Source organism: Pseudomonas sp. S3E12 (genome assembly GCF_001702295.1).
Lineage (GTDB): Bacteria > Pseudomonadota > Gammaproteobacteria > Pseudomonadales > Pseudomonadaceae > Aquipseudomonas > Aquipseudomonas marginalis.
This window is the reverse complement of sequence record NZ_MBDT01000002.1, coordinates 235,219-253,529: the sequence shown is the minus strand read 5'-3', so window position 1 is coordinate 253,529 and position 18,311 is coordinate 235,219. Positions and strand designations below refer to the sequence as shown.

The 18,311-nt window shown below is 61.7% G+C and carries 17 protein-coding genes; 5 read left to right on the top strand and 12 right to left on the bottom strand.

Annotation, left to right across the window (positions count from 1 at the left end; translation table 11 throughout):
- Positions 1–72: 72 nt before the first annotated feature.
- From BB029_RS01190 to BB029_RS01180, 3 genes are all read right to left on the bottom strand, one after another.
- A complete protein-coding gene (locus tag BB029_RS01190) occupies positions 73–348 on the bottom strand; it encodes an HU family DNA-binding protein (protein WP_003176958.1) in 276 nt (91 codons plus the stop codon).
- Positions 349–539: 191 nt separating this feature from the next.
- A complete protein-coding gene (locus tag BB029_RS01185; protein ID WP_065937968.1) occupies positions 540–1,688 on the bottom strand; it encodes an NAD(P)/FAD-dependent oxidoreductase in 1,149 nt (382 codons plus the stop codon).
- 36 nt (positions 1,689–1,724) lie between these two features.
- Positions 1,725–1,892 carry a rubredoxin gene (locus BB029_RS01180; protein ID WP_003213373.1) on the bottom strand — a complete coding sequence of 56 codons (168 nt, stop codon included), beginning with the start codon at positions 1,890–1,892 and terminating at the stop codon, positions 1,725–1,727.
- Between the two features lie 197 nt (positions 1,893–2,089).
- Between BB029_RS01180 and BB029_RS01175 the strand changes: the two genes are divergently transcribed.
- On the top strand, positions 2,090–2,653 hold the full coding sequence (locus BB029_RS01175; protein ID WP_065937967.1) for a chorismate lyase: 564 nt from the start codon (positions 2,090–2,092) through the stop codon (positions 2,651–2,653).
- Positions 2,653–3,543: a 4-hydroxybenzoate octaprenyltransferase gene (gene ubiA, locus BB029_RS01170; protein ID WP_065937966.1), complete on the top strand. Its 891-nt coding sequence runs from the start codon at positions 2,653–2,655 to the stop codon at positions 3,541–3,543. Before BB029_RS01175 ends, ubiA begins: the two co-directional genes overlap by 1 nt.
- A gap of 68 nt (positions 3,544–3,611) precedes the next feature.
- Here ubiA and BB029_RS01165 read toward each other — a convergent pair whose 3' ends face one another.
- Complete coding sequence (locus BB029_RS01165) at positions 3,612–3,989, bottom strand: hypothetical protein (protein ID WP_065937965.1); 378 nt, start codon at positions 3,987–3,989, stop codon at positions 3,612–3,614.
- 155 nt (positions 3,990–4,144) lie between these two features.
- Between BB029_RS01165 and phoB the strand changes: the two genes are divergently transcribed.
- From phoB to BB029_RS01150, 3 genes are all read left to right on the top strand, one after another.
- The gene (phoB, locus tag BB029_RS01160; protein WP_003176964.1) at positions 4,145–4,834 is read left to right on the top strand and encodes a phosphate regulon transcriptional regulator PhoB; all 690 of its coding nucleotides are present in this window, start codon (positions 4,145–4,147) and stop codon (positions 4,832–4,834) included.
- Positions 4,835–4,916: 82 nt separating this feature from the next.
- Positions 4,917–6,203: a phosphate regulon sensor histidine kinase PhoR gene (gene phoR, locus BB029_RS01155; RefSeq protein ID WP_249776265.1), complete on the top strand. Its 1,287-nt coding sequence runs from the start codon at positions 4,917–4,919 to the stop codon at positions 6,201–6,203.
- A 271-nt stretch (positions 6,204–6,474) separates the two neighbouring features.
- Entirely contained in the window at positions 6,475–7,815 is a 1,341-nt protein-coding gene (locus tag BB029_RS01150; protein WP_027608251.1) for a hemolysin family protein, read from the top strand.
- A gap of 3 nt (positions 7,816–7,818) precedes the next feature.
- On the opposite strand, the gene BB029_RS01145 is transcribed toward BB029_RS01150, so the two are convergent.
- The 8 genes from BB029_RS01145 to BB029_RS01110 form a co-directional block, all read right to left on the bottom strand.
- Positions 7,819–8,490: a M23 family metallopeptidase gene (locus BB029_RS01145; RefSeq protein ID WP_065926746.1), complete on the bottom strand. Its 672-nt coding sequence runs from the start codon at positions 8,488–8,490 to the stop codon at positions 7,819–7,821.
- A gap of 82 nt (positions 8,491–8,572) precedes the next feature.
- Entirely contained in the window at positions 8,573–9,484 is a 912-nt protein-coding gene (locus tag BB029_RS01140) for a response regulator (protein ID WP_065937963.1), read from the bottom strand.
- 168 nt (positions 9,485–9,652) lie between these two features.
- Positions 9,653–10,414, bottom strand: a complete 762-nt coding sequence (phoU, locus tag BB029_RS01135; protein WP_065937962.1) for a phosphate signaling complex protein PhoU — start codon at positions 10,412–10,414, stop codon at positions 9,653–9,655.
- A gap of 70 nt (positions 10,415–10,484) precedes the next feature.
- Positions 10,485–11,318 carry a phosphate ABC transporter ATP-binding protein PstB gene (pstB, locus tag BB029_RS01130; RefSeq protein ID WP_027608247.1) on the bottom strand — a complete coding sequence of 278 codons (834 nt, stop codon included), beginning with the start codon at positions 11,316–11,318 and terminating at the stop codon, positions 10,485–10,487.
- Between the two features lie 133 nt (positions 11,319–11,451).
- Positions 11,452–13,122 carry a phosphate ABC transporter permease PstA gene (gene pstA / locus BB029_RS01125; RefSeq protein ID WP_065937961.1) on the bottom strand — a complete coding sequence of 557 codons (1,671 nt, stop codon included), beginning with the start codon at positions 13,120–13,122 and terminating at the stop codon, positions 11,452–11,454.
- 15 nt (positions 13,123–13,137) lie between these two features.
- On the bottom strand, positions 13,138–15,171 hold the full coding sequence (locus BB029_RS01120; protein ID WP_174556989.1) for an ABC transporter permease subunit: 2,034 nt from the start codon (positions 15,169–15,171) through the stop codon (positions 13,138–13,140).
- A gap of 384 nt (positions 15,172–15,555) precedes the next feature.
- The gene (locus BB029_RS01115; RefSeq protein WP_016978637.1) at positions 15,556–16,542 is read right to left on the bottom strand and encodes a phosphate ABC transporter substrate-binding protein PstS; all 987 of its coding nucleotides are present in this window, start codon (positions 16,540–16,542) and stop codon (positions 15,556–15,558) included.
- 267 nt (positions 16,543–16,809) lie between these two features.
- The gene (locus BB029_RS01110; RefSeq protein ID WP_065937959.1) at positions 16,810–18,099 is read right to left on the bottom strand and encodes an MFS transporter; all 1,290 of its coding nucleotides are present in this window, start codon (positions 18,097–18,099) and stop codon (positions 16,810–16,812) included.
- Positions 18,100–18,311: the final 212 nt, after the last annotated feature.

The following is an 18,311-nucleotide window of genomic DNA, read 5'->3' as shown; positions in this document are numbered from 1 at the left end:
AAAAAAAGGGCACCCGACCCAGTCGGCGTGCCCATTTTCCTACCACCCCGCCCCCTGTCGAGACGGCACTGCTTACGCGTTAACGGTGTCTTTAAGCGACTTGCCCGGCTTGAACGCAACGGTGTTGCTCGCCTTGATCTTCACAGGCTCACCGGTTTGCGGGTTTTTGCCGGTGCGGGCGCCACGGTGGCGTTGCAGGAAGGTGCCGAAACCCACCAGGGTGACGCTGTCCTTGCGGTGCAGGGCGCCGGTGATTTCTTCGAGAACGGCGTTGAGGACGCGGTTGGCCTGTTCTTTGGTGAGATCCGCTTTTTCAGCGATGGCGGCTGCGAGTTCTGGTTTACGCATATGTGAAGCCTCTTTGACGGTTTTTTGTTGTTATGTCCGTGCTGCTCTCTAACGGAACAGCGGCCAAGGCGCCGCAGGCTCTACTCTGCGGCAGACGGGAGTGAGGATGGCATGCCCTCGCACGCTCCGCCAGTCTCGCGGCGACCTTTCTCGGGGGAAAAACGTGCTTATTCCGACAGAACGACCGGTATTTACGCCAGCAACGGCGGAAGTTCTTTGTTGAGGGCGAGTTTTTCCATCACGGCGCTGCCGGTCAGCGCGTAACCCAGCAGACGGCCGCTGGCGTCGCGGCACAGGGCCTTGATGTCGGCGCCCTGCCCTTCGACGCTCCACACCCCTTCGGTGCCCCGTGGCGGCGGCGAGACCACCAGCGGGCAGACCGGTGTTTTCACGGTGACCGGCATCGGGCCGTAGCTGACGGCGGTGGCGTTACCGGCCAGGGTCTGGGCCAGTGCGCGTGCGCAGGTCATCAGGGGCATGACGTAGAGCAGGTTCAAACCGTCGACTTCGGCGCAGTCGCCCAGGGCGTAGATATTGGCGTGGGAGGTCTTGAGGTGACGGTCCACCATGATCCCGCGATTGATCTGCAGGCCAGCGGCGGCGGCCAGGTCGACGCGCGGGCGCAGGCCGATGGCCGAGACCACCAGGTCGCAGTGGACCACTTCACCGTCCGACAAATGCGCTTCCAGGCCGTCAGCGCTGCGTTGCAGGCGGTTGAGCACCGGCCCCAGGTGGAAACGCGCCCCCAGTCCTTCCAGGCCGGCCTGTACCGCTGCGGCCGCCGCTGGGTGCAGCAGGGTCGGCATGACTTGCTCGCACGGCGCCACCAGGTCGATCTCATAGCCACCGAGGATCAGGTCGTTGGCAAATTCGCAGCCGATCAGGCCGGCGCCGAGCAGCAGCACGCGACGCTTGCCGGCGGCGGCGGCGCGAAAGCGGGCGTAATCTTCGAGGTCGTTGATCGGGAAAACCAGCTCAGCGGCGTCGCCTTCGACTGGTACACGCACGGTTTCTGCGCCCCAGGCCAGGACCAGGTCGCGATAGGCCACCGCTTCTTCACCGATCCACAGGCGCTTGTGGCCGGGGTCGATGCCGCTGACACGGGTGTGGGTGCGCACTTCGGCCTTGAGTTGCTCGGCCATGGCGCCGGGTTCGGCCATGCTCAGGCCATCGGCTTCCTTGTTCTTGCCAAAGCCGGTGGAGAGCATGGGCTTGGAGTAGGAGCGCCCGTCATCCGCGGTGATCAGCAGCAATGGGGTCTCGCTGTCGAGCTTGCGAAACTCCCGGGCCACGTTGTAACCGGCCAATCCTGTGCCGATGATCACGACAGGTGCGTTCATTCCGTTCTCCTTGTAGTACGTCTCTGAAACTGAAAATTAGCCGATTTCGATCATTTCGAAATCCATTTTGCCGACGCCGCAGTCCGGGCACAGCCAGTCTTCCGGTACGTCCTGCCACAGGGTGCCCGGAGCGATACCATCATCCGGCCAGCCGTCTTTTTCGTCATAGATCAGGCCGCAGACTACACATTGCCACTTCTTCATTTACTTGCTTCCTCAGGGTCCAGGCAGGTTGGCCGGCGGTCGATGGATCCAGCGTTGCCGCGCGGCTCAGGGCGTTTTGTACTGATCGGGGCCGACAGATGCAAGCTCGATCGACGCAAGGCGCCGGGCCGGCCCGGCAAAAGATCAGGACGCCATGGTAAGCTCGCCGCCTCTTTTGCTGCCAATACTGACGCACCGTGCCGCACTCAATCGCCCTTCCCGATGCTTGCCAATGGTTGACCCAGAGCCTCCTGAGCCCTGCGCCCGCGCCCTTGGCCCTGAACTGGCTGTTCGACGAAGGCTCGCTGACCCGCCGGCTGACGTGGCTGTCCCACGATGGCTTCAGCGTGACACCGCTGTTCGAAGGCTGGCAGCCGCTGCGCGATGATGAATGCGCGGCGCTGCGCATGCCACCGGCCAGTATCGGTTGGGTGCGCGAGGTGTATTTGCGCGGGCATGGCCAACCCTGGGTGTTCGCCCGCAGTGTGGCGGCGCGCAGTGCGTTGCAGGGCGACGGCTTGCAGATGGACGAATTGGGCAGCCGCTCCCTCGGCGAATTGCTGTTTTGCGACCGCGCGTTCACCCGCCAGGCCATCGAGGTGTGCCATTACCCTCGCCAATGGTTGCCCACCACGGACCAGGCAGACGGGCTGTGGGCGCGCCGCTCACGCTTCGATCGCGGGCCGCTGAGCGTGCTGGTAGCGGAAGTCTTCCTGCCGGCTTTCTGGCACGCGCTACATGACCATCCGGAGAACTGCTGATGTATCAACGTCTGCTCAAATCCTTGAACCGCCTGCACCCCAGGGCCTGGGATTTCATTCAGTTGACCCGCATGGACAAGCCCATCGGCATCTACCTGCTGCTGTGGCCGACGCTGTGGGCGCTGTGGATCGCCGGCAAGGGCTCGCCGTCCCTGGCCAACATCGTGATTTTTGTGCTGGGCGTGACGCTGACTCGCGCTGCCGGTTGTGTCATCAATGACTGGGCGGACCGCAAGGTCGATGGCCACGTGAAACGCACCGCGCAACGCCCGCTGGCCAGCGGCAGGATCCGTTCGAAAGAGGCCCTGGTGTTCTTTGCGGTACTGATGCTGATCAGCTTCCTGCTGGTGCTGCTGACCAACGCCACCACCATCTGGTTATCGCTGGGCGGCCTGGCACTGGCGGTCAGCTACCCGTTCATGAAGCGCTACACCTATTACCCCCAGGTGGTGTTGGGCGCGGCGTTTTCCTGGGGTATGCCAATGGCGTTCACCGCCGAAACCGGCCACCTGCCTGCCACCGCCTGGCTGCTCTATATAGCCAACCTGTTGTGGACAGTAGCCTACGACACCTATTACGCGATGACCGACCGCGACGACGACTTGAAGATCGGCGTCAAGTCCACCGCCATTCTGTTCGGCGATGCCGACCGCGTGATCATCCTGACCCTGCAAGGCCTGGCGCTGCTGTGCCTGTTGCTGGCCGGCGCACGGTTTGAGCTGGGGGGGTGGTTCCACCTGGGGCTGCTGGCGGCGGCAGGCTGCTTTGCCTGGGAGTTCTGGTACACCCGCGACAGGGACCGGATGAAATGCTTCAAGGCGTTTTTGCACAACCACTGGGCCGGGTTGGCGATTTTTGTCGGGATTGTGGCGGATTACGCGTTTCGCTGAGGTTTTTGCAGTGTCTAGCCGGGCCTCATCGGGGGCAAGCCCCCGATGGTTTCAGCAGCGCCGCGAAATCAGGGCTTGATCACATGCCATGCCCCACCCTTGCCATCACCGCTCTTGTCGCCGGCCTTGTGGTCATCCTTGTAGGTGTAGACAGGTTTGCCTTTGTAGGCCCATTGACTGGTCTGGTCATCACGGGTGATCACGCTCCAATCGCCCATTGATTTGTCGGTAGACTCCGCTTTCAGCGGCGGCCAGTTGGTCGCGCACTGGTCCTTGCACACTGACTTGCCATCGGCGTCCTTGTCGAAGGTGTAAAGGGTCTTCCCGCTGTGATCCACTAACAGACCGTTCTGGGTCATCGCCGGCTCCGCCGCGAATGCCAGTGTCGGCAGCGTCAACGCCGCCGTGACCAGCAGGGCCTTCCAGGAAAAAGTACTGTGAGTCATCGGAACCTTCCTTTTGTGGTTGTCAGGATTCGGACCCAAAGCGTAGTCCAGAGTGCCCCGAATTGCCCGAGCGACTAAATTACTGTCACACGACTGCAATAATTCCGTTATCTAATGCGGCGCAAGACAGTTAAATGACAAGAGGATTTTCGAGCATGGTTGGCAGGAGCATTCTGATTGTTGACGACGAAGCGCCCATCCGCGAGATGATCGCCGTTGCGTTGGAAATGGCCGGCTATGACTGCCTGGAGGCGGAGAACTCCCAGCAGGCCCATGCCATTATCGTCGACCGCAAGCCGGACCTGATCCTGCTGGACTGGATGCTGCCCGGCACCTCCGGCATCGAACTGGCCCGCCGCCTCAAGCGCGATGAGCTGACCGGGGATATCCCGATCATCATGCTCACCGCCAAGGGCGAAGAGGACAACAAGATCCAGGGCCTGGAAGTCGGCGCCGATGACTACATCACCAAGCCGTTTTCCCCACGAGAACTGGTAGCGCGCCTGAAAGCCGTGCTGCGCCGTGCCGGCCCGACCGATGGCGAAGCGCCTATCGAAGTCGGTGGCCTGCTGCTGGACCCGATCAGCCACCGCGTGACCATCGACGGCAAGCCGGCCGAGATGGGCCCGACCGAATACCGCCTGCTGCAGTTCTTCATGACCCACCAGGAGCGTGCCTATACCCGTGGCCAGTTGCTGGACCAGGTGTGGGGCGGCAACGTGTATGTCGAGGAACGCACCGTCGACGTGCATATCCGTCGCCTGCGCAAAGCCTTGGGCGATGCCTACGAGAATCTGGTACAAACCGTGCGCGGCACCGGCTACCGGTTCTCCACCAAGGGCTGAGCCAGTCACTTTCCTTCCTTAACAGCTGACAAGGACGCATGTTTAAGTGAACCAGAACTGGCATGGCACCCTGATCCGCCACATGCTCCTGTTGATCACCGCCTGCCTGTTGGTGGGCCTGGTCAGCGGCTATTACGGCTGGAGCCTGGCCATCGGTATCGGCCTGTACCTGGGCTGGACCCTCAAGCAATTGCTGCGCCTGCATGAATGGCTGCGCCAGCACAAACCCGATGAAGCACCGCCCGATGGCTACGGCCTGTGGGGTGAGGTGTTCGACAGCATCTACCACCTGCAACGCCGCGACCAACGGGTACGCGGGCGCCTGCAAGCCGTGATAGACCGGGTACAGGAGTCCACCGCTGCGCTCAAGGACGCGGTGATCATGCTCGACAGCGACGGCAACCTGGAGTGGTGGAACCGCGCCGCCGAGACCCTGCTGGGCCTCAAGACGCCCCAGGACAGCGGCCAGCCGGTAACCAACCTGGTGCGCCACCCGCGCTTCAAGGAATACTTCGAGCAGGACAACTACGAAGAAGCCCTGGAAATCCCCTCGCCCACCAACGACCGCGTGCGCATCCAGCTGTACCTGACCCGCTACGGCAATAACGAACACCTGATGCTGGTGCGCGACGTAACCCGCATCCATCAGCTGGAGCAGATGCGCAAAGACTTCGTTGCCAACGTCTCCCACGAACTGCGCACGCCCTTGACGGTGATCTGCGGCTACCTGGAGACGCTGCTGGACAACGTCGAGGAGATCAACCCGCGCTGGAGCCGTGCCCTGCAGCAAATGCAGCAGCAGGGTTCACGCATGCAGACCCTGCTCAACGACTTGCTGTTGCTGGCCAAGCTCGAGGCCACGGATTATCCATCGGACAACCAACCAGTGGCCGTCCACAGCCTGTTGCAGACCATCAAGAATGACGCCAAGGCCCTGTCGGGCGAGCGCGGGCAGCAGATCAGCCTGGATGCCGACCCGCAGGTGTTGCTCAAAGGCAGCGAAGGCGAATTGCGCAGCGCGTTCTCCAACCTGGTGTTCAACGCGGTGAAGTACACCCAGGACAAGGGCACTATCCGCATCCGCTGGTGGGCCGACGAGCAAGGCGCACACCTGAGCGTGCAGGACTCCGGCATCGGCATCGACGCCAAGCATCTGCCGCGCCTGACCGAGCGTTTCTACCGCGTCGATTCCAGCCGCAACTCCAACACCGGCGGCACCGGGCTGGGCCTGGCCATCGTCAAGCATGTGCTGCTGCGCCACCGCGCACGCCTGGAAATCAGCAGTGTGCTGGGGCATGGCAGTACGTTCACCTGCCACTTTCCGCCAGGGCAGATGACCCGTTCGCGGCTCGTCGGAAATGACGAATAACTCAAACACAGCACAAAACCAAATGTGGGGGGGGGGCTTGCTCCCGATAGCAGTGCATCAGTATCAGATATGCTGACTGACACACTGCTATCGGGAGCAAGCCCCCTCCCACAATTGGAATTGTGCTGTTTCGAATAAGGCATTCCACACCCCACCCGGCGGCAACCACTAGGCAAGCGCCCCGTCAGCCGCTACATTGGCCGACTTGTGCCTGCCTTTCAGGCCCTTCTGTCACCCCTTATTGAACACACGGAACCTGCAAAACCCAATCATGGACCCTTCCCCTGGTATCACCCTCGCCACACTCTTCGCCGATTTCGGCATGATTCTTTTTGCTCTGATCCTGGTACTGCTCAACGGTTTTTTCGTTGCGGCGGAATTTGCCATGGTCAAGCTGCGCTCGACCCGGGTCGAGGCCATCGCCCACACCAACGGCTGGCGTGGGCAGATCCTGCGTACCGTGCACAGCCAGCTCGACGCCTACCTGTCGGCCTGCCAGCTGGGTATCACCCTGGCCTCCCTGGGCCTGGGCTGGGTCGGTGAGCCGGCGTTCGCGCACATCCTCGAACCGCTGCTGGGCGCCGCAGGCGTCGAATCGCCGGAAGTGATCAAGGGCGTGTCGTTCTTTGCCGCGTTCTTCGTGATTTCCTACCTGCACATCGTGGTCGGTGAACTGGCGCCCAAGTCTTGGGCCATTCGCAAGCCCGAACTGCTGTCACTGTGGACGGCGGTGCCGCTGTACCTGTTCTACTGGGCCATGTACCCGGCGATCTACCTGCTCAACGCCAGCGCCAACGCGATCCTGCGCATCGCCGGCCAAGGCGAACCCGGCCCGCACCACGAACACCATTACAGCCGCGAAGAGCTCAAGCTGATCCTGCACTCCAGCCGTGGCCAGGACCCGAGCGACCAAGGCATGCGCGTACTGGCCTCGGCCGTGGAGATGGGCGAGCTGGAAGTGGTGGACTGGGCCAACTCCCGTGAAGACCTGGTGACCCTGGACTTCAACGCCCCGCTCAAGGAAATCCTCGCGCTGTTCCGCCGCCATAAATTCAGCCGCTATCCGGTGTATGACGCGGTGCGCAACGAGTTTGTCGGGCTTTTGCACATCAAGGACCTGCTGCTGGAACTGGCGGCCCTGGACCACATCCCCGAATCGTTCAACCTGGCCGAGCTGACCCGCCCGCTGGAACGTGTGTCGCGGCACATGCCGTTATCGCAGTTGCTGGAGCAGTTCCGCAAAGGCGGCGCGCACTTTGCCCTGGTGGAAGAAGCCGACGGCAAGATCATCGGCTACCTGACCATGGAAGACGTGCTGGAAGTGCTGGTGGGCGATATCCAGGACGAACACCGCAAGGCCGAGCGCGGCATCCTCGCCTACCAGCCCGGCAAACTGCTGGTACGGGGCGATACGCCGCTGTTCAAGGTGGAACGCCTGTTGGGCGTCGACCTGGACCACATCGAGGCCGAAACCCTCGCAGGGCTGATCTACGACACCCTCAAGCGCGTGCCGGAAGAGGAAGAAGTGCTGGAGGTTGAAGGCTTGCGGATCATCATCAAGAAGATGAAAGGGCCGAAGATCGTGCTGGCCAAGGTCCTGCTGCTGGATTGACCCTCAATTGCCCAATGCAAAATTGGGCAATGTCCCGACCGGCTGGTTGAATTCGTAAGGAATCGACACCAGCCCGGCCGCGGTACTCTGTTGCACCACAAAGTGCAGGTGCGGCCCGCTGCTGTTGCCGGTATTGCCCGACAACCCCAGTGCGCTGCCCACCGCTACACGCTGCCCCGGCCTGACACTGACCGAGCCTTGCTTGAGGTGCAGGTACACGCCCTGGGTGCCGTCATCGTGCTGCACGCGCACAAAATTGCCTGACGCATCGTTGCCGCGTCCGATCTGGCTATTCTCGATTTTCACCACCACACCGCTGCGTGCCGCGATGATCGGCGTGCCTTCGGGCATGGCGATGTCCATGGCGTAGCGGCTTTTGGCGTCGGTGTGACTGAAACTGCCGTTGGGGCCTTGGGTCAGGCGGAACGGACCGCCACGCCAGGGCAAGGGGTAACGGTAGGCTTGTTGCGGGTAAACGGGTTTTGGCCTGTAGAGTACCGGCGGCTGTACGCGCTCGACCCTACGTTCCTGGATCACGAACGCCTGGGCGCCGGGGGTTTGCCGATCGCTGAAAAACACCATGCCGTTGGCATCGGTGGATTTGTACAGGGTCATGGCCTGGGTCGAATTGGCGACCAAGGCCAACATGCAGGACAGCAAAAGGCGAAGGAGCATGGCGCGAACCTGCCGGAGTGAATGAACAGCAAGCTAGCAAGGGATCATGACAATCCCGGGGCACGCCCTTTCGGACTGAAGGTCAGGCCCCCGGCACAAAATGCTTCTGCGCCGTACCGCGCGCAATCAGGCGAGAGATGTAGTCGAGCTTCTGCGCATCCTGGTCGATAAAGCGGAAGGTCAGTTGCAGCCAGTCACTGTCCGGCTTGGGTTCGAAGGCGACGATGGCGTGCAGGTAGCCGTTGAGACGCGCTACCTCGGCGTTGTCGCCCTGTTCCAGGTCGAGCACGGCACTTTCCAGTACCTGAGGCAGGACCTCACCTCGACGCACCACCAGCAGCGCTTCCTTGATGCTCAGTGCCTTGATCACGCATTGCTGGGTGCCGCTGGACAGGCGCAACTGGCCCTGGCCACGGCCGCCAGCGGGCGCAGCGCCTGGCGCTTGGACCGGCGGGGCGTTGTTAAGCAGGCCTTTGCTTGGCGCAGCCGCAGCCGCAGCAACGGGGGCTGCACGTACGGCTTCGGGCTTGCCACCGGTCAGGGCGCTCAGGGAATCATTGCCGAAGGCCGAGTTCATCTTGGTCGGCGCGCTGGCGACCAGGGCGTCGAGGCGACCGACCTTGTGGAGGGCCTGCTTGACCTTGTTCAGCAGTTGCTCGTTGGTGAACGGTTTGCTGACGTAACCGGATACCCCGGCCTGGATCGCCTGGACCACGTTCTCTTTGTCGCCACGGCTGGTCACCATCACAAACGGCATGGCCTTGAGGTGCGGTTGCTCACGGCACCAGGTCAACAGCTCCAGGCCGGACATCTCCGGCATTTCCCAGTCGCACAGCACCAGGTCGAAGCTCTCGCGCATCAGGATGGTCTGGGCCTTCTTGCCGTTTACCGCATCTTCAAGCTTGATCCCGGGGAAGTAGTTGCGCAGGCACTTCTTCACCAGGTCGCGGATAAACGAGGCGTCATCCACCACCAATACACTGACTTTACTCATCGACCCTTCATCCTATAAAAACTTCGGCACGCAAAACGCCTGACTAATGGCATTTTGCCAAAACTCTGTAGTCACGTTCGGACTTTCTTTTACCCGATTCGCAAAAAATTCAGGCGCCACAAACGAAAACGCCCGACCAGAGGCCGGGCGTTAATTTCTCGGGCAACCTTACTTATCGTCAGATTCGCCCGGAACATTAGGGATTTGATCGGCTGAACCCTCAACTTCGGCCTTCATGCGCTTGAGGCCCATGTGCCGTACGTCGGTACCGCGCACCAGGTAGATCACCAGTTCCGAGATATTGCGCGCGTGATCACCGATCCGCTCAAGGGAGCGCAACACCCAGATGATGCTCAAGACCCGCGAGATAGAGCGCGGGTCTTCCATCATGTAGGTGGCCAGCTCACGCAGGGCGGTCTTGTATTCACGGTCGATGACCTTGTCGTACTGCGCTACCGACAATGCCAGCTCGGCGTCAAAGCGCGCAAAGGCATCCAGGGCATCCCGGACCATGTTGCGCACCTGGTCGCCGATATGACGCACTTCGACATAACCGCGCGGCGCTTCACCCTCTTCGCATAGCTGGATCGCACGGCGGGCAATCTTGGTGGCTTCGTCGCCGATCCGCTCGAGGTCGATCACCGACTTGGAAATGCTGATGATCAAGCGCAGGTCGGAGGCTGCCGGCTGGCGACGGGCGAGAATGCGCAGGCATTCTTCGTCGATGTTGCGTTCCATCTGGTTGATCTGGTCGTCGATCTCGCGCACTTGCTGGGCCAGGCCCGAGTCGGCCTCGATCAGCGCAGTAACGGCATCGTTGACTTGCTTCTCCACCAGCCCGCCCATCGCCAGGAGGTGGCTGCGCACTTCCTCGAGCTCGGCGTTGAACTGCGCGGAGATATGGTGGGTAAGGCCTTCTTTGCTAATCATGTTGGCGTCCTTGGAGCGTCCGGTAAGGTGCGGAGAACCGCAGCGTCAGTGCAATCAGAACCACAGCTTCCTAGCCGTAGCGACCGGTGATGTAGTCTTCGGTCTGCTTCTTCGCCGGATTGGTGAACAGGGTGTCGGTATCGCCGAACTCCACCAGCTTGCCCATGTACATGAACGCGGTGTAGTCGGAAACCCGCGCCGCCTGTTGCATGTTGTGGGTCACGATAACGATGGTGAACTTGGACTTGAGCTCGTAGATCAGCTCTTCGACTTTCAGCGTCGAGATCGGGTCGAGTGCCGAGCACGGTTCGTCGAGCAGCAGCACTTCCGGTTCCACGGCGATGGTGCGCGCGATCACCAGGCGTTGCTGCTGGCCGCCGGACAGGCCGAGTGCCGACTCATGCAGGCGGTCCTTGACCTCGTCCCACAGCGCCGCGCCTTTAAGGGCCCACTCAACCGCTTCGTCGAGGATGCGCTTCTTGTTGATGCCCTGGATGCGCAGGCCGTAGACCACGTTTTCGTAGATGGTCTTGGGGAACGGGTTAGGCTTCTGGAACACCATGCCCACACGGCGACGCAGTTCGGCCACGTCTTCGCCCTTGCGGTAGATGTTGGTGCCGTAGAGGTTGATGGCCCCGTCTACGCGGCAACCGTCCACCAGATCGTTCATGCGGTTGAAGGTACGCAGCAGCGTGGACTTGCCACAGCCCGACGGGCCGATAAAGGCGGTCACGCGCTGCTTGGGGATGTTCATGCTGACGTCGAACAGTGCCTGCTTGTCACCGTAGTACAGGCTCAGGCCCGGTACTTCGATGGCCACGGTTTCCTGGGCCAGGCTCAGGCTCTGTTTGTCGCGACCCAGGGCAGACATGTTGATGCCGTGGGAATGGGTGTCGTGTTGCATGGGATGCTCCCTGTGCTGTTGTGTGGGAGGGGGCTTGCCCCCGATAGCGGTGCATCAGGAACATGTGTGCTGGCTGGCACACCGCAATCGGGAGCAAGCCCCCTCCCACAAATAAGTCCGCGTTCAATTCAGATCAGCTGTCCAACGCCTTGTACTTCTCGCGCAGGTGGTTACGAATCCACACCGCCGACAGGTTGAGCGTGGCGATCACCAGCACCAGCAGCAAGGCGGTGGCGTACACCAGCGGCCGTGCGGCCTCGACGTTAGGGCTCTGGAAACCGACGTCATAAATATGGAAGCCCAGGTGCATGATCTTCTGGTCCAGGTGCAGGTACGGGTAGTTGCCGTCCAGCGGCAGCGACGGGGCGAGTTTCACCACGCCGACCAGCATCAGCGGCGCCACTTCACCGGCGGCGCGGGCCACGGCGAGGATCATGCCGGTCATCATCGCCGGGCTGGCCATCGGCAGCACGATCTTCCACAGCGTCTCCGCCTTGGTCGCGCCCAGCGCCAGGGAGCCTTCACGCACCGTACGCGGAATCCGCGCCAGGCCTTCTTCGGTGGCCACGATCACCACCGGTACCGCCAGCAGCGCCAGGGTCAGCGAGGCCCAGAGCAGGCCCGGTGTACCGAAGGTCGGTGCCGGCAGCGCTTCCGCGAAGAACAGACGGTCGACCGAGCCACCCAATACATACACGAAGAAACCCAGGCCGAACACGCCGTAGACGATGGCCGGTACACCCGCCAGGTTGTTCACGGCGATGCGGATGATACGGGTCAGGGTGTTCTGCTTGGCGTATTCACGCAGGTACACCGCCGCCAGCACGCCGAACGGGGTCACGATCATCGCCATGATCAGGGTCATCATCACGGTGCCGAAGATCGCCGGGAAGATCCCGCCTTCGGTGTTGGCTTCCCGAGGGTCATCACTGAGGAATTCCCACACCTTGCTGACATAGAAACCGATCTTGGTCACGGTCCCCATGGCGTTCGGCTGGTAGGCGTGCACCACCTTGCCGATGCCGATTTCAATTTCCTTGCCGTTGCCATCGCGAGCGGTCAAGGCGTCACGGTTGAACTGGGCGTGCAGGTCGGCCAGGCGCGCTTCGATGTCCTGGTAGCGAGCGTTCAGCTCGGCGCGGTCGGCATCCATGTCGGCCTGGGCGGCCGCGTCGAGCTTGCCTTCCAGCTCCAGTTTGCGGCCATGCAGGCGGATGCGCTCGAGGCCGGCGTTGATCGCGCCGATGTCGGACTTCTCCAGGGTCTTGAGCTGGGCCGCCAGCTTGTTCACGCGGTCCACGCGGGCTTGCAGCTCCGGCCACGCGGCCTCGCCTTCAGCGATGACCTTGCCATCCTGCTTGACGTTGACCAGGGTGCCGTAGAAGTTGCCCCACTCACGACGTTCGATGGTCATCAGGTTCTTCGGCGTGCTCTGGTCCTTCAACCACTCGCCGACGATCCAGGTGAAGTCGTTGCCGTTCAGGTCACGGTTGCCGACCTTGATCAGCTCGCGGGTCATGAACTCCGGGCCCGCATCGGGCACCGGCAGGCCCGCGCTTTTCAGGCGCTCGCGCGGCACTTCTTCTTTCTGCACCACTTCGCCGATGACGATATGGCTTTCCTGGCCCGGCACGTTGTAGTTGGCCTGGATCAGGTCGGCCGGCCAGAAGTGGCCCAGGCCACGCACGGCAATCACGGCCAGCAAACCAATGGTCATGATGACCGCGATGGACACCGCGCCACCGCTGATCCAGACGCCGGGAGCGCCGCTCTTGAACCATCCATTCAGGGAGTTCTGTTTCACAGACTTCTACCTTTCTTAAAGCGACGAGTATTTCTTGCGCAGACGCTGACGAATCAGCTCGGCGAGGGTGTTCATGATGAAGGTGAACAGCAGCAGCACCAGCGCCGAGAGGAACAGCACGCGGTAGTGACTGCCGCCGACTTCCGACTCGGGCATTTCCACCGCGACGTTGGCCGCCAGGGTGCGCAGGCCTTCGAACAGGTTCATCTCCATCACCGGCGTGTTACCGGTGGCCATCAGCACGATCATGGTCTCGCCCACGGCGCGCCCCATGCCGATCATCAGCGCCGAGAAGATGCCCGGGCTGGCGGTCAGGATCACCACGCGGGTCATGGTCTGCCACGGTGTGGCGCCCAGGGCCAGGGAGCCCAGGGTCAGGCCGCGCGGTACGCTGAACACGGCGTCTTCGGCGATGGAGTAGATGTTCGGGATCACCGCAAAGCCCATGGCCAGGCCGACCACCAGGGCGTTGCGCTGGTCGTAGGTAATGCCCAGGTCGTGGGAGATCCACATGCGCATGTCGCCGCCGAAGAACCAGGTTTCCAGGTACGGGCTCATGTACAGCGAGAGCCAGCCCACGAACAGGATCACCGGGATCAGGATCGCGCTTTCCCAACCATCGGGAACCCGCAGGCGGATAGACTCAGGCAGGCGGCTGAAGACAAACCCGGCCACCAGGATGCCAATCGGCAGCAGCATCAGCAGACTGAAGATCCCCGGCAGATGCCCTTCGACATACGGCGCCAGGAACAGGCCGGCGAAGAAGCCGAGGATCACCGTCGGCATGGCTTCCATCAGTTCGATCACCGGCTTGACCTTGCGGCGCAGGCTCGGGGCCATGAAGTAAGCGGTATAGATCGCCGCGGCAACCGCCAGTGGCGCCGCCAGCAGCATGGCGTAGAACGCCGCCTTCAGGGTACCGAAGGTCAATGGCGCCAGGCTCATCTTGGGTTCGAAGTCGGTGTTGGCGGCGGTCGATTGCCAGACGTACTTAGGTTCGTCGTAGTTTTCGTACCAGACCTTGCTCCACAACGCGCTCCAGGACACTTCCGGGTGCGGGTTATCCAGCAGCAGTGGCTGCAGCTTGCCGCCGGCTTCGACGATCACGCGGTTGGCGCGCGGCGACATACCAAACACGCCCTGGCCGTCGACCACCGGATCCACCAGCAGGGTGCGGTGGGCGGTGCTGTGGAACACGCCGAACTTGCCGGAAGCGTCGAGGGCGGTGAAGCCTTTGCGCCGCTCTTCGGCGGTGATTTCCACGATGGGCGCGGTGCCCATCTGGAAGGTACGGATCTGCTTGAAGCGCTGCTCGCCATCCGGGTCTCGGGCCATGAACCACTGGGCCAGGCCGCCTTTGGAGTTACCGACGATCAGCGAGATGCCGCCCACCAACTGGGTGCTGGCGGTGACTTCGGCAGTGCCATCTTCCAGTAATTTGTAGCGACCGTTGAGGCTCCTGTCGCGCAGGCTGAACACATCCGCCAGGGCACGCCCGTTGATCACGTACAGCCACTGCTGGCGCGGATCGATGAAGATCGCCTTCACCGGCTCGGTCATTTGCGGCAGCTCGACACGCTTCTGCTCGCTGGTGACTTCACCGGTCATCATGTTTTCTTCGCGGCTCAGGGTCAGCACGTTCAAGTGCGAACCGGCCGAGCCTGCCACCACCAGCGACGTATCAGTGGCGTTGAGGGCAACATGCTCCAACGGGCGGCCGGCATCGTCGAGCACGATCGGCGTTTCACCGTAGGGGTATTCAATCGCAGGCGTGATGGTTTTCTTGCCGTCCGGGTACGACACCTTATAGGTGTGACGGAATACCAGGGACTGGCCATTGGACAAACCGAGGATCACCAGCGGGCTGCCCGGCTGGTCTTCACCGATGGAAGCCACGCTCACGCCGGGCGCAAGCGGCAGGTCGACACGCTTGAGTTCGGCACCGCTCGTGACGTCAAAGAACAGCGCCTGGCCCTTGTCGGAAACCCGCATGGCGACCTGGTTCTGCTCTTCCAGGGAGATCAACAACGGCTTGCCGGCGTCCTGCATCCAGGCGGGCGTCAGTGCGTCTTCCTTGGTCAGCGAGGCGCCTTGGAACAGTGGCGCGACCACGTAGGCGAGGAAAAAGAAGATCAGGGTGATCGCACCCAGAACGGCGAGGCCGCCCACCAGCACGTACCAACGGGTCAGGCGATCCTTGAGCGCGCGAATACGGCGCTTGCGTTGCAGCTCAGGCGTATTGAAATCAATGCGCTTGGGGGGAGAAGTTGTCGTCATGGTGGAATTGGCCAGATCATTCATGCGCACACCCTAGCGATCCTGTATGACAGAAAGATGACAGTGCAGTGACGCAACAAATCCGCCGCGAAGCAGGGCTGGCAGCGGACTAGAAAATTCGGATGCGGGGCCGGTATTCCGGCCCCGCAGAGGCAATCAGTTGCCTTCTTTCAGACCCAGGTCAGCCAGGGCCTTGGCGGCAACCTTGGCTGGCAGTGGGATGTAGCCGTCCTTGACCACAACTTCCTGGCCCTGTTTGGACAGAACCAGTTTCACGAACTCGGCTTCCAGCGGGGCCAGAGGCTTGTTCGGGGCTTTGTTGACGTAAACGTAGAGGAAACGCGACAGCGGGTATTTGCCGTTCAAGGCGTTTTCTTCGCTGTCTTCGATGAAGTCAGTGCTGCCTTTCTTGGCCAGGGCCACGGTCTTCACGCTGGCGGTCTTGTAGCCGATGCCCGAGTAACCGATGCCGTTCAGCGAAGAGCTGATCGACTGCACGACCGAAGCCGAGCCGGGTTGTTCGTTCACGTTAGGCTTGTAGTCGCCTTTGCACAGGGCTTCTTCCTTGAAGTAGCCGTAGGTGCCGGATACCGAGTTACGGCCGAACAGTTGCACTGGCTTGTTGGCCAGGTCGCCGGTCACACCCAGGTCACCCCAGGTTTTCACATCGGCTTTGCCACCGCACAGGCGAGTCGAGGAGAAGATCGCGTCGACTTGTTCCATGGTCAGGTGCTGGATCGGGTTGTCCTTGTGCACGAACACGGCCAGGGCATCCACGGCAACCGGGATCGCGGTTGGCTTGTAGCCGTACTTCTGCTCGAAGGCCGCCAGTTCGGTGTCCTTCATCTTGCGGCTCATCGGGCCCAGGTTGGAGGTGCCTTCAGTCAGCGCAGGTGGCGCGGTGGCGGAGCCGGCAGCTTGAATCTGGATGTTGACGTTCGGGTATTCCTTTTTGTAACCCTCGGCCCACAGGGTCATCAGGTTGGCAAGGGTATCGGAACCGACGCTGGACAAGTTGCCCGACACACCAGTGGTCTTGACGTAAGCCGGGATTGCCGGATCAACACCTGCGGCCACCGCGTTGGCGGTCGCAACGCCAGCAGCGACAAAAGTCATTGCCGCCATCAAACGTTTCAGTTTCATGCCTTGCTCCTAGCAGATAGGGATAGTTGGATCGGGGCCAAGTATCGAGAGGCCGTGTGAACACTCTATGTCTGAAATATGACAATTGGATGAAAGGCCAGCATTGGAGATCACACAACAAAAGGAGAGAAGGTCGGGACGTACGAGGAGGTTAGAGCGACTAAGTGACTTCTTGGAAACAAGCTGTAATTGTTATAAAACGCAAGACATGTGGCGAGGGAGCTTGCTCCCTCGCCACATGGTTACCGGTAAAAGCGCTAAACGGGGTTACCGCCCGCGCTTCCACAGATACCCACCCACCACCATCCCCATCACGCACAGGACAGCCACGTAGTAGGCCGGCCCCATCGGGCTTTCCTTCATCAGCAGCGACACCGCCAGCGGCGTCAGCCCGCCGAATACGGCGTAGGCCACGTTGTAGGAAAACGACAGGCCAGTGAAGCGCACCACGGGCGGGAAGGCTTTCACCATCACGTAAGGCACCACGCCAATGGTGCCGACGAACAGGCCGGTCAAGGCGTACAGCGGGAACAGCCAGTCCGGGTGGGTCATGAGGCTGTGGTACAGCGTCCAGGAGGTCGCCAGCAGCAAGGCGCAACCGCTTACCAGTACACGCCCGGCACCAAAACGGTCAGCCAGGGCGCCGGAGGCAATGCAGCCAAGGCTCAAAGTCACGATGGCCAGGCTATTGGCTTGCAGCGCAACGGTCGGGCTGAAGTGGTAGATGGTCTGCAGCACGGTCGGGGTCATCAGGATGACCACCACGACGCCGGCCGACAGTAGCCAGGTCAGCAGCATCGACAACACGATGGCGCCGCGGTGGTCACGTAATACGGCACGCAATGGCAGCTCGGCGGCCAGGGTCTTGCGTTGCTGCATCTCGGCGAAGATCGGCGTTTCATGCAGCCAGCGGCGCAGGTACACCGACAGCAGGCCGAACACGCCACCGAGCAGGAACGGAATGCGCCAGGCGTAATCCGAGACCTGCTCAGGGCTGTAAATAGTGTTGATCGCGGTAGCGACCAGCGAGCCCAGCAGGATCCCGGCGGTCAGGCCGCTGGTCAGGGTGCCGCAGGCGTAGCCGATATGGCGCGGCGGTACGTGCTCGGAGACGAACACCCAGGCGCCGGGGACTTCACCGCCAATCGCTGCGCCCTGGATGATGCGCATCAACAGCAACAGGACCGGTGCCCACAGGCCGATCTGCGCGTAGGTCGGCAGCAGGCCCATGATCAGGGTCGGCACGGCCATCATGAAGATGCTCAGGGTGAACATTTTCTTGCGGCCCAGCAGGTCACCGAAGTGCGCCATGATGATGCCACCCAGCGGGCGTGCCAGGTAACCGGCGGCGAAGATGCCGAAGGTCTGCATCATGCGCAGCCATTCGGGCATATCGACAGGGAAGAACAGTTTTCCGACCACGGTGGCGAAAAACACGAAAATGATGAAGTCATAAAACTCCAGCGCCCCGCCCAAGGCAGACAGCGACAGGGTTTTGTAGTCGTTGCGGGTCAGCGGGCGCGACGGTTGCGCACTGCTTGCAGGCACGGAGGACATGGCAAGGCTTCTCTTATAGTAGTCAGCTTGGTAAGGACGACACGCCCGGGACCGGCGGCGGTCTGGCAAGATAGCAAATCGCTTGTAAAAGCACAGCGCCAGGAGAACAGTTGCGCGCAAAAGCCGCGATACAGCAGCTATTTACCGACCAAATGAGCGCCGGGAGGTCGTCGTGGCGCCAGGGTCTCGATATACTCGGCCCTTGCAAGCGC

Coding starts and splice junctions, on each gene's coding strand:
- BB029_RS01190 (WP_003176958.1), bottom strand. CDS start 348: ATGCGTAAACCAGAACTCGCAGCCGCCATCGCTGAAAAAGCGGATCTC.
- phoR (WP_249776265.1), top strand. CDS start 4,917: ATGCTCCTGTTGATCACCGCCTGCCTGTTGGTGGGCCTGGTCAGCGGC.
- phoU (WP_065937962.1), bottom strand. CDS start 10,414: ATGATTAGCAAAGAAGGCCTTACCCACCATATCTCCGCGCAGTTCAAC.
- BB029_RS01120 (WP_174556989.1), bottom strand. CDS start 15,171: ATGCAGGACGCCGGCAAGCCGTTGTTGATCTCCCTGGAAGAGCAGAAC.
- pstB (WP_027608247.1), bottom strand. CDS start 11,318: ATGCAACACGACACCCATTCCCACGGCATCAACATGTCTGCCCTGGGT.
- phoB (WP_003176964.1), top strand. CDS start 4,145: ATGGTTGGCAGGAGCATTCTGATTGTTGACGACGAAGCGCCCATCCGC.
- BB029_RS01150 (WP_027608251.1), top strand. CDS start 6,475: ATGGACCCTTCCCCTGGTATCACCCTCGCCACACTCTTCGCCGATTTC.
- BB029_RS01185 (WP_065937968.1), bottom strand. CDS start 1,688: ATGAACGCACCTGTCGTGATCATCGGCACAGGATTGGCCGGTTACAAC.
- BB029_RS01115 (WP_016978637.1), bottom strand. CDS start 16,542: ATGAAACTGAAACGTTTGATGGCGGCAATGACTTTTGTCGCTGCTGGC.
- ubiA (WP_065937966.1), top strand. CDS start 2,653: ATGTATCAACGTCTGCTCAAATCCTTGAACCGCCTGCACCCCAGGGCC.
- BB029_RS01140 (WP_065937963.1), bottom strand. CDS start 9,484: ATGAGTAAAGTCAGTGTATTGGTGGTGGATGACGCCTCGTTTATCCGC.
- BB029_RS01110 (WP_065937959.1), bottom strand. CDS start 18,099: ATGTCCTCCGTGCCTGCAAGCAGTGCGCAACCGTCGCGCCCGCTGACC.
- BB029_RS01165 (WP_065937965.1), bottom strand. CDS start 3,989: ATGACTCACAGTACTTTTTCCTGGAAGGCCCTGCTGGTCACGGCGGCG.
- BB029_RS01145 (WP_065926746.1), bottom strand. CDS start 8,490: ATGCTCCTTCGCCTTTTGCTGTCCTGCATGTTGGCCTTGGTCGCCAAT.
- BB029_RS01180 (WP_003213373.1), bottom strand. CDS start 1,892: ATGAAGAAGTGGCAATGTGTAGTCTGCGGCCTGATCTATGACGAAAAA.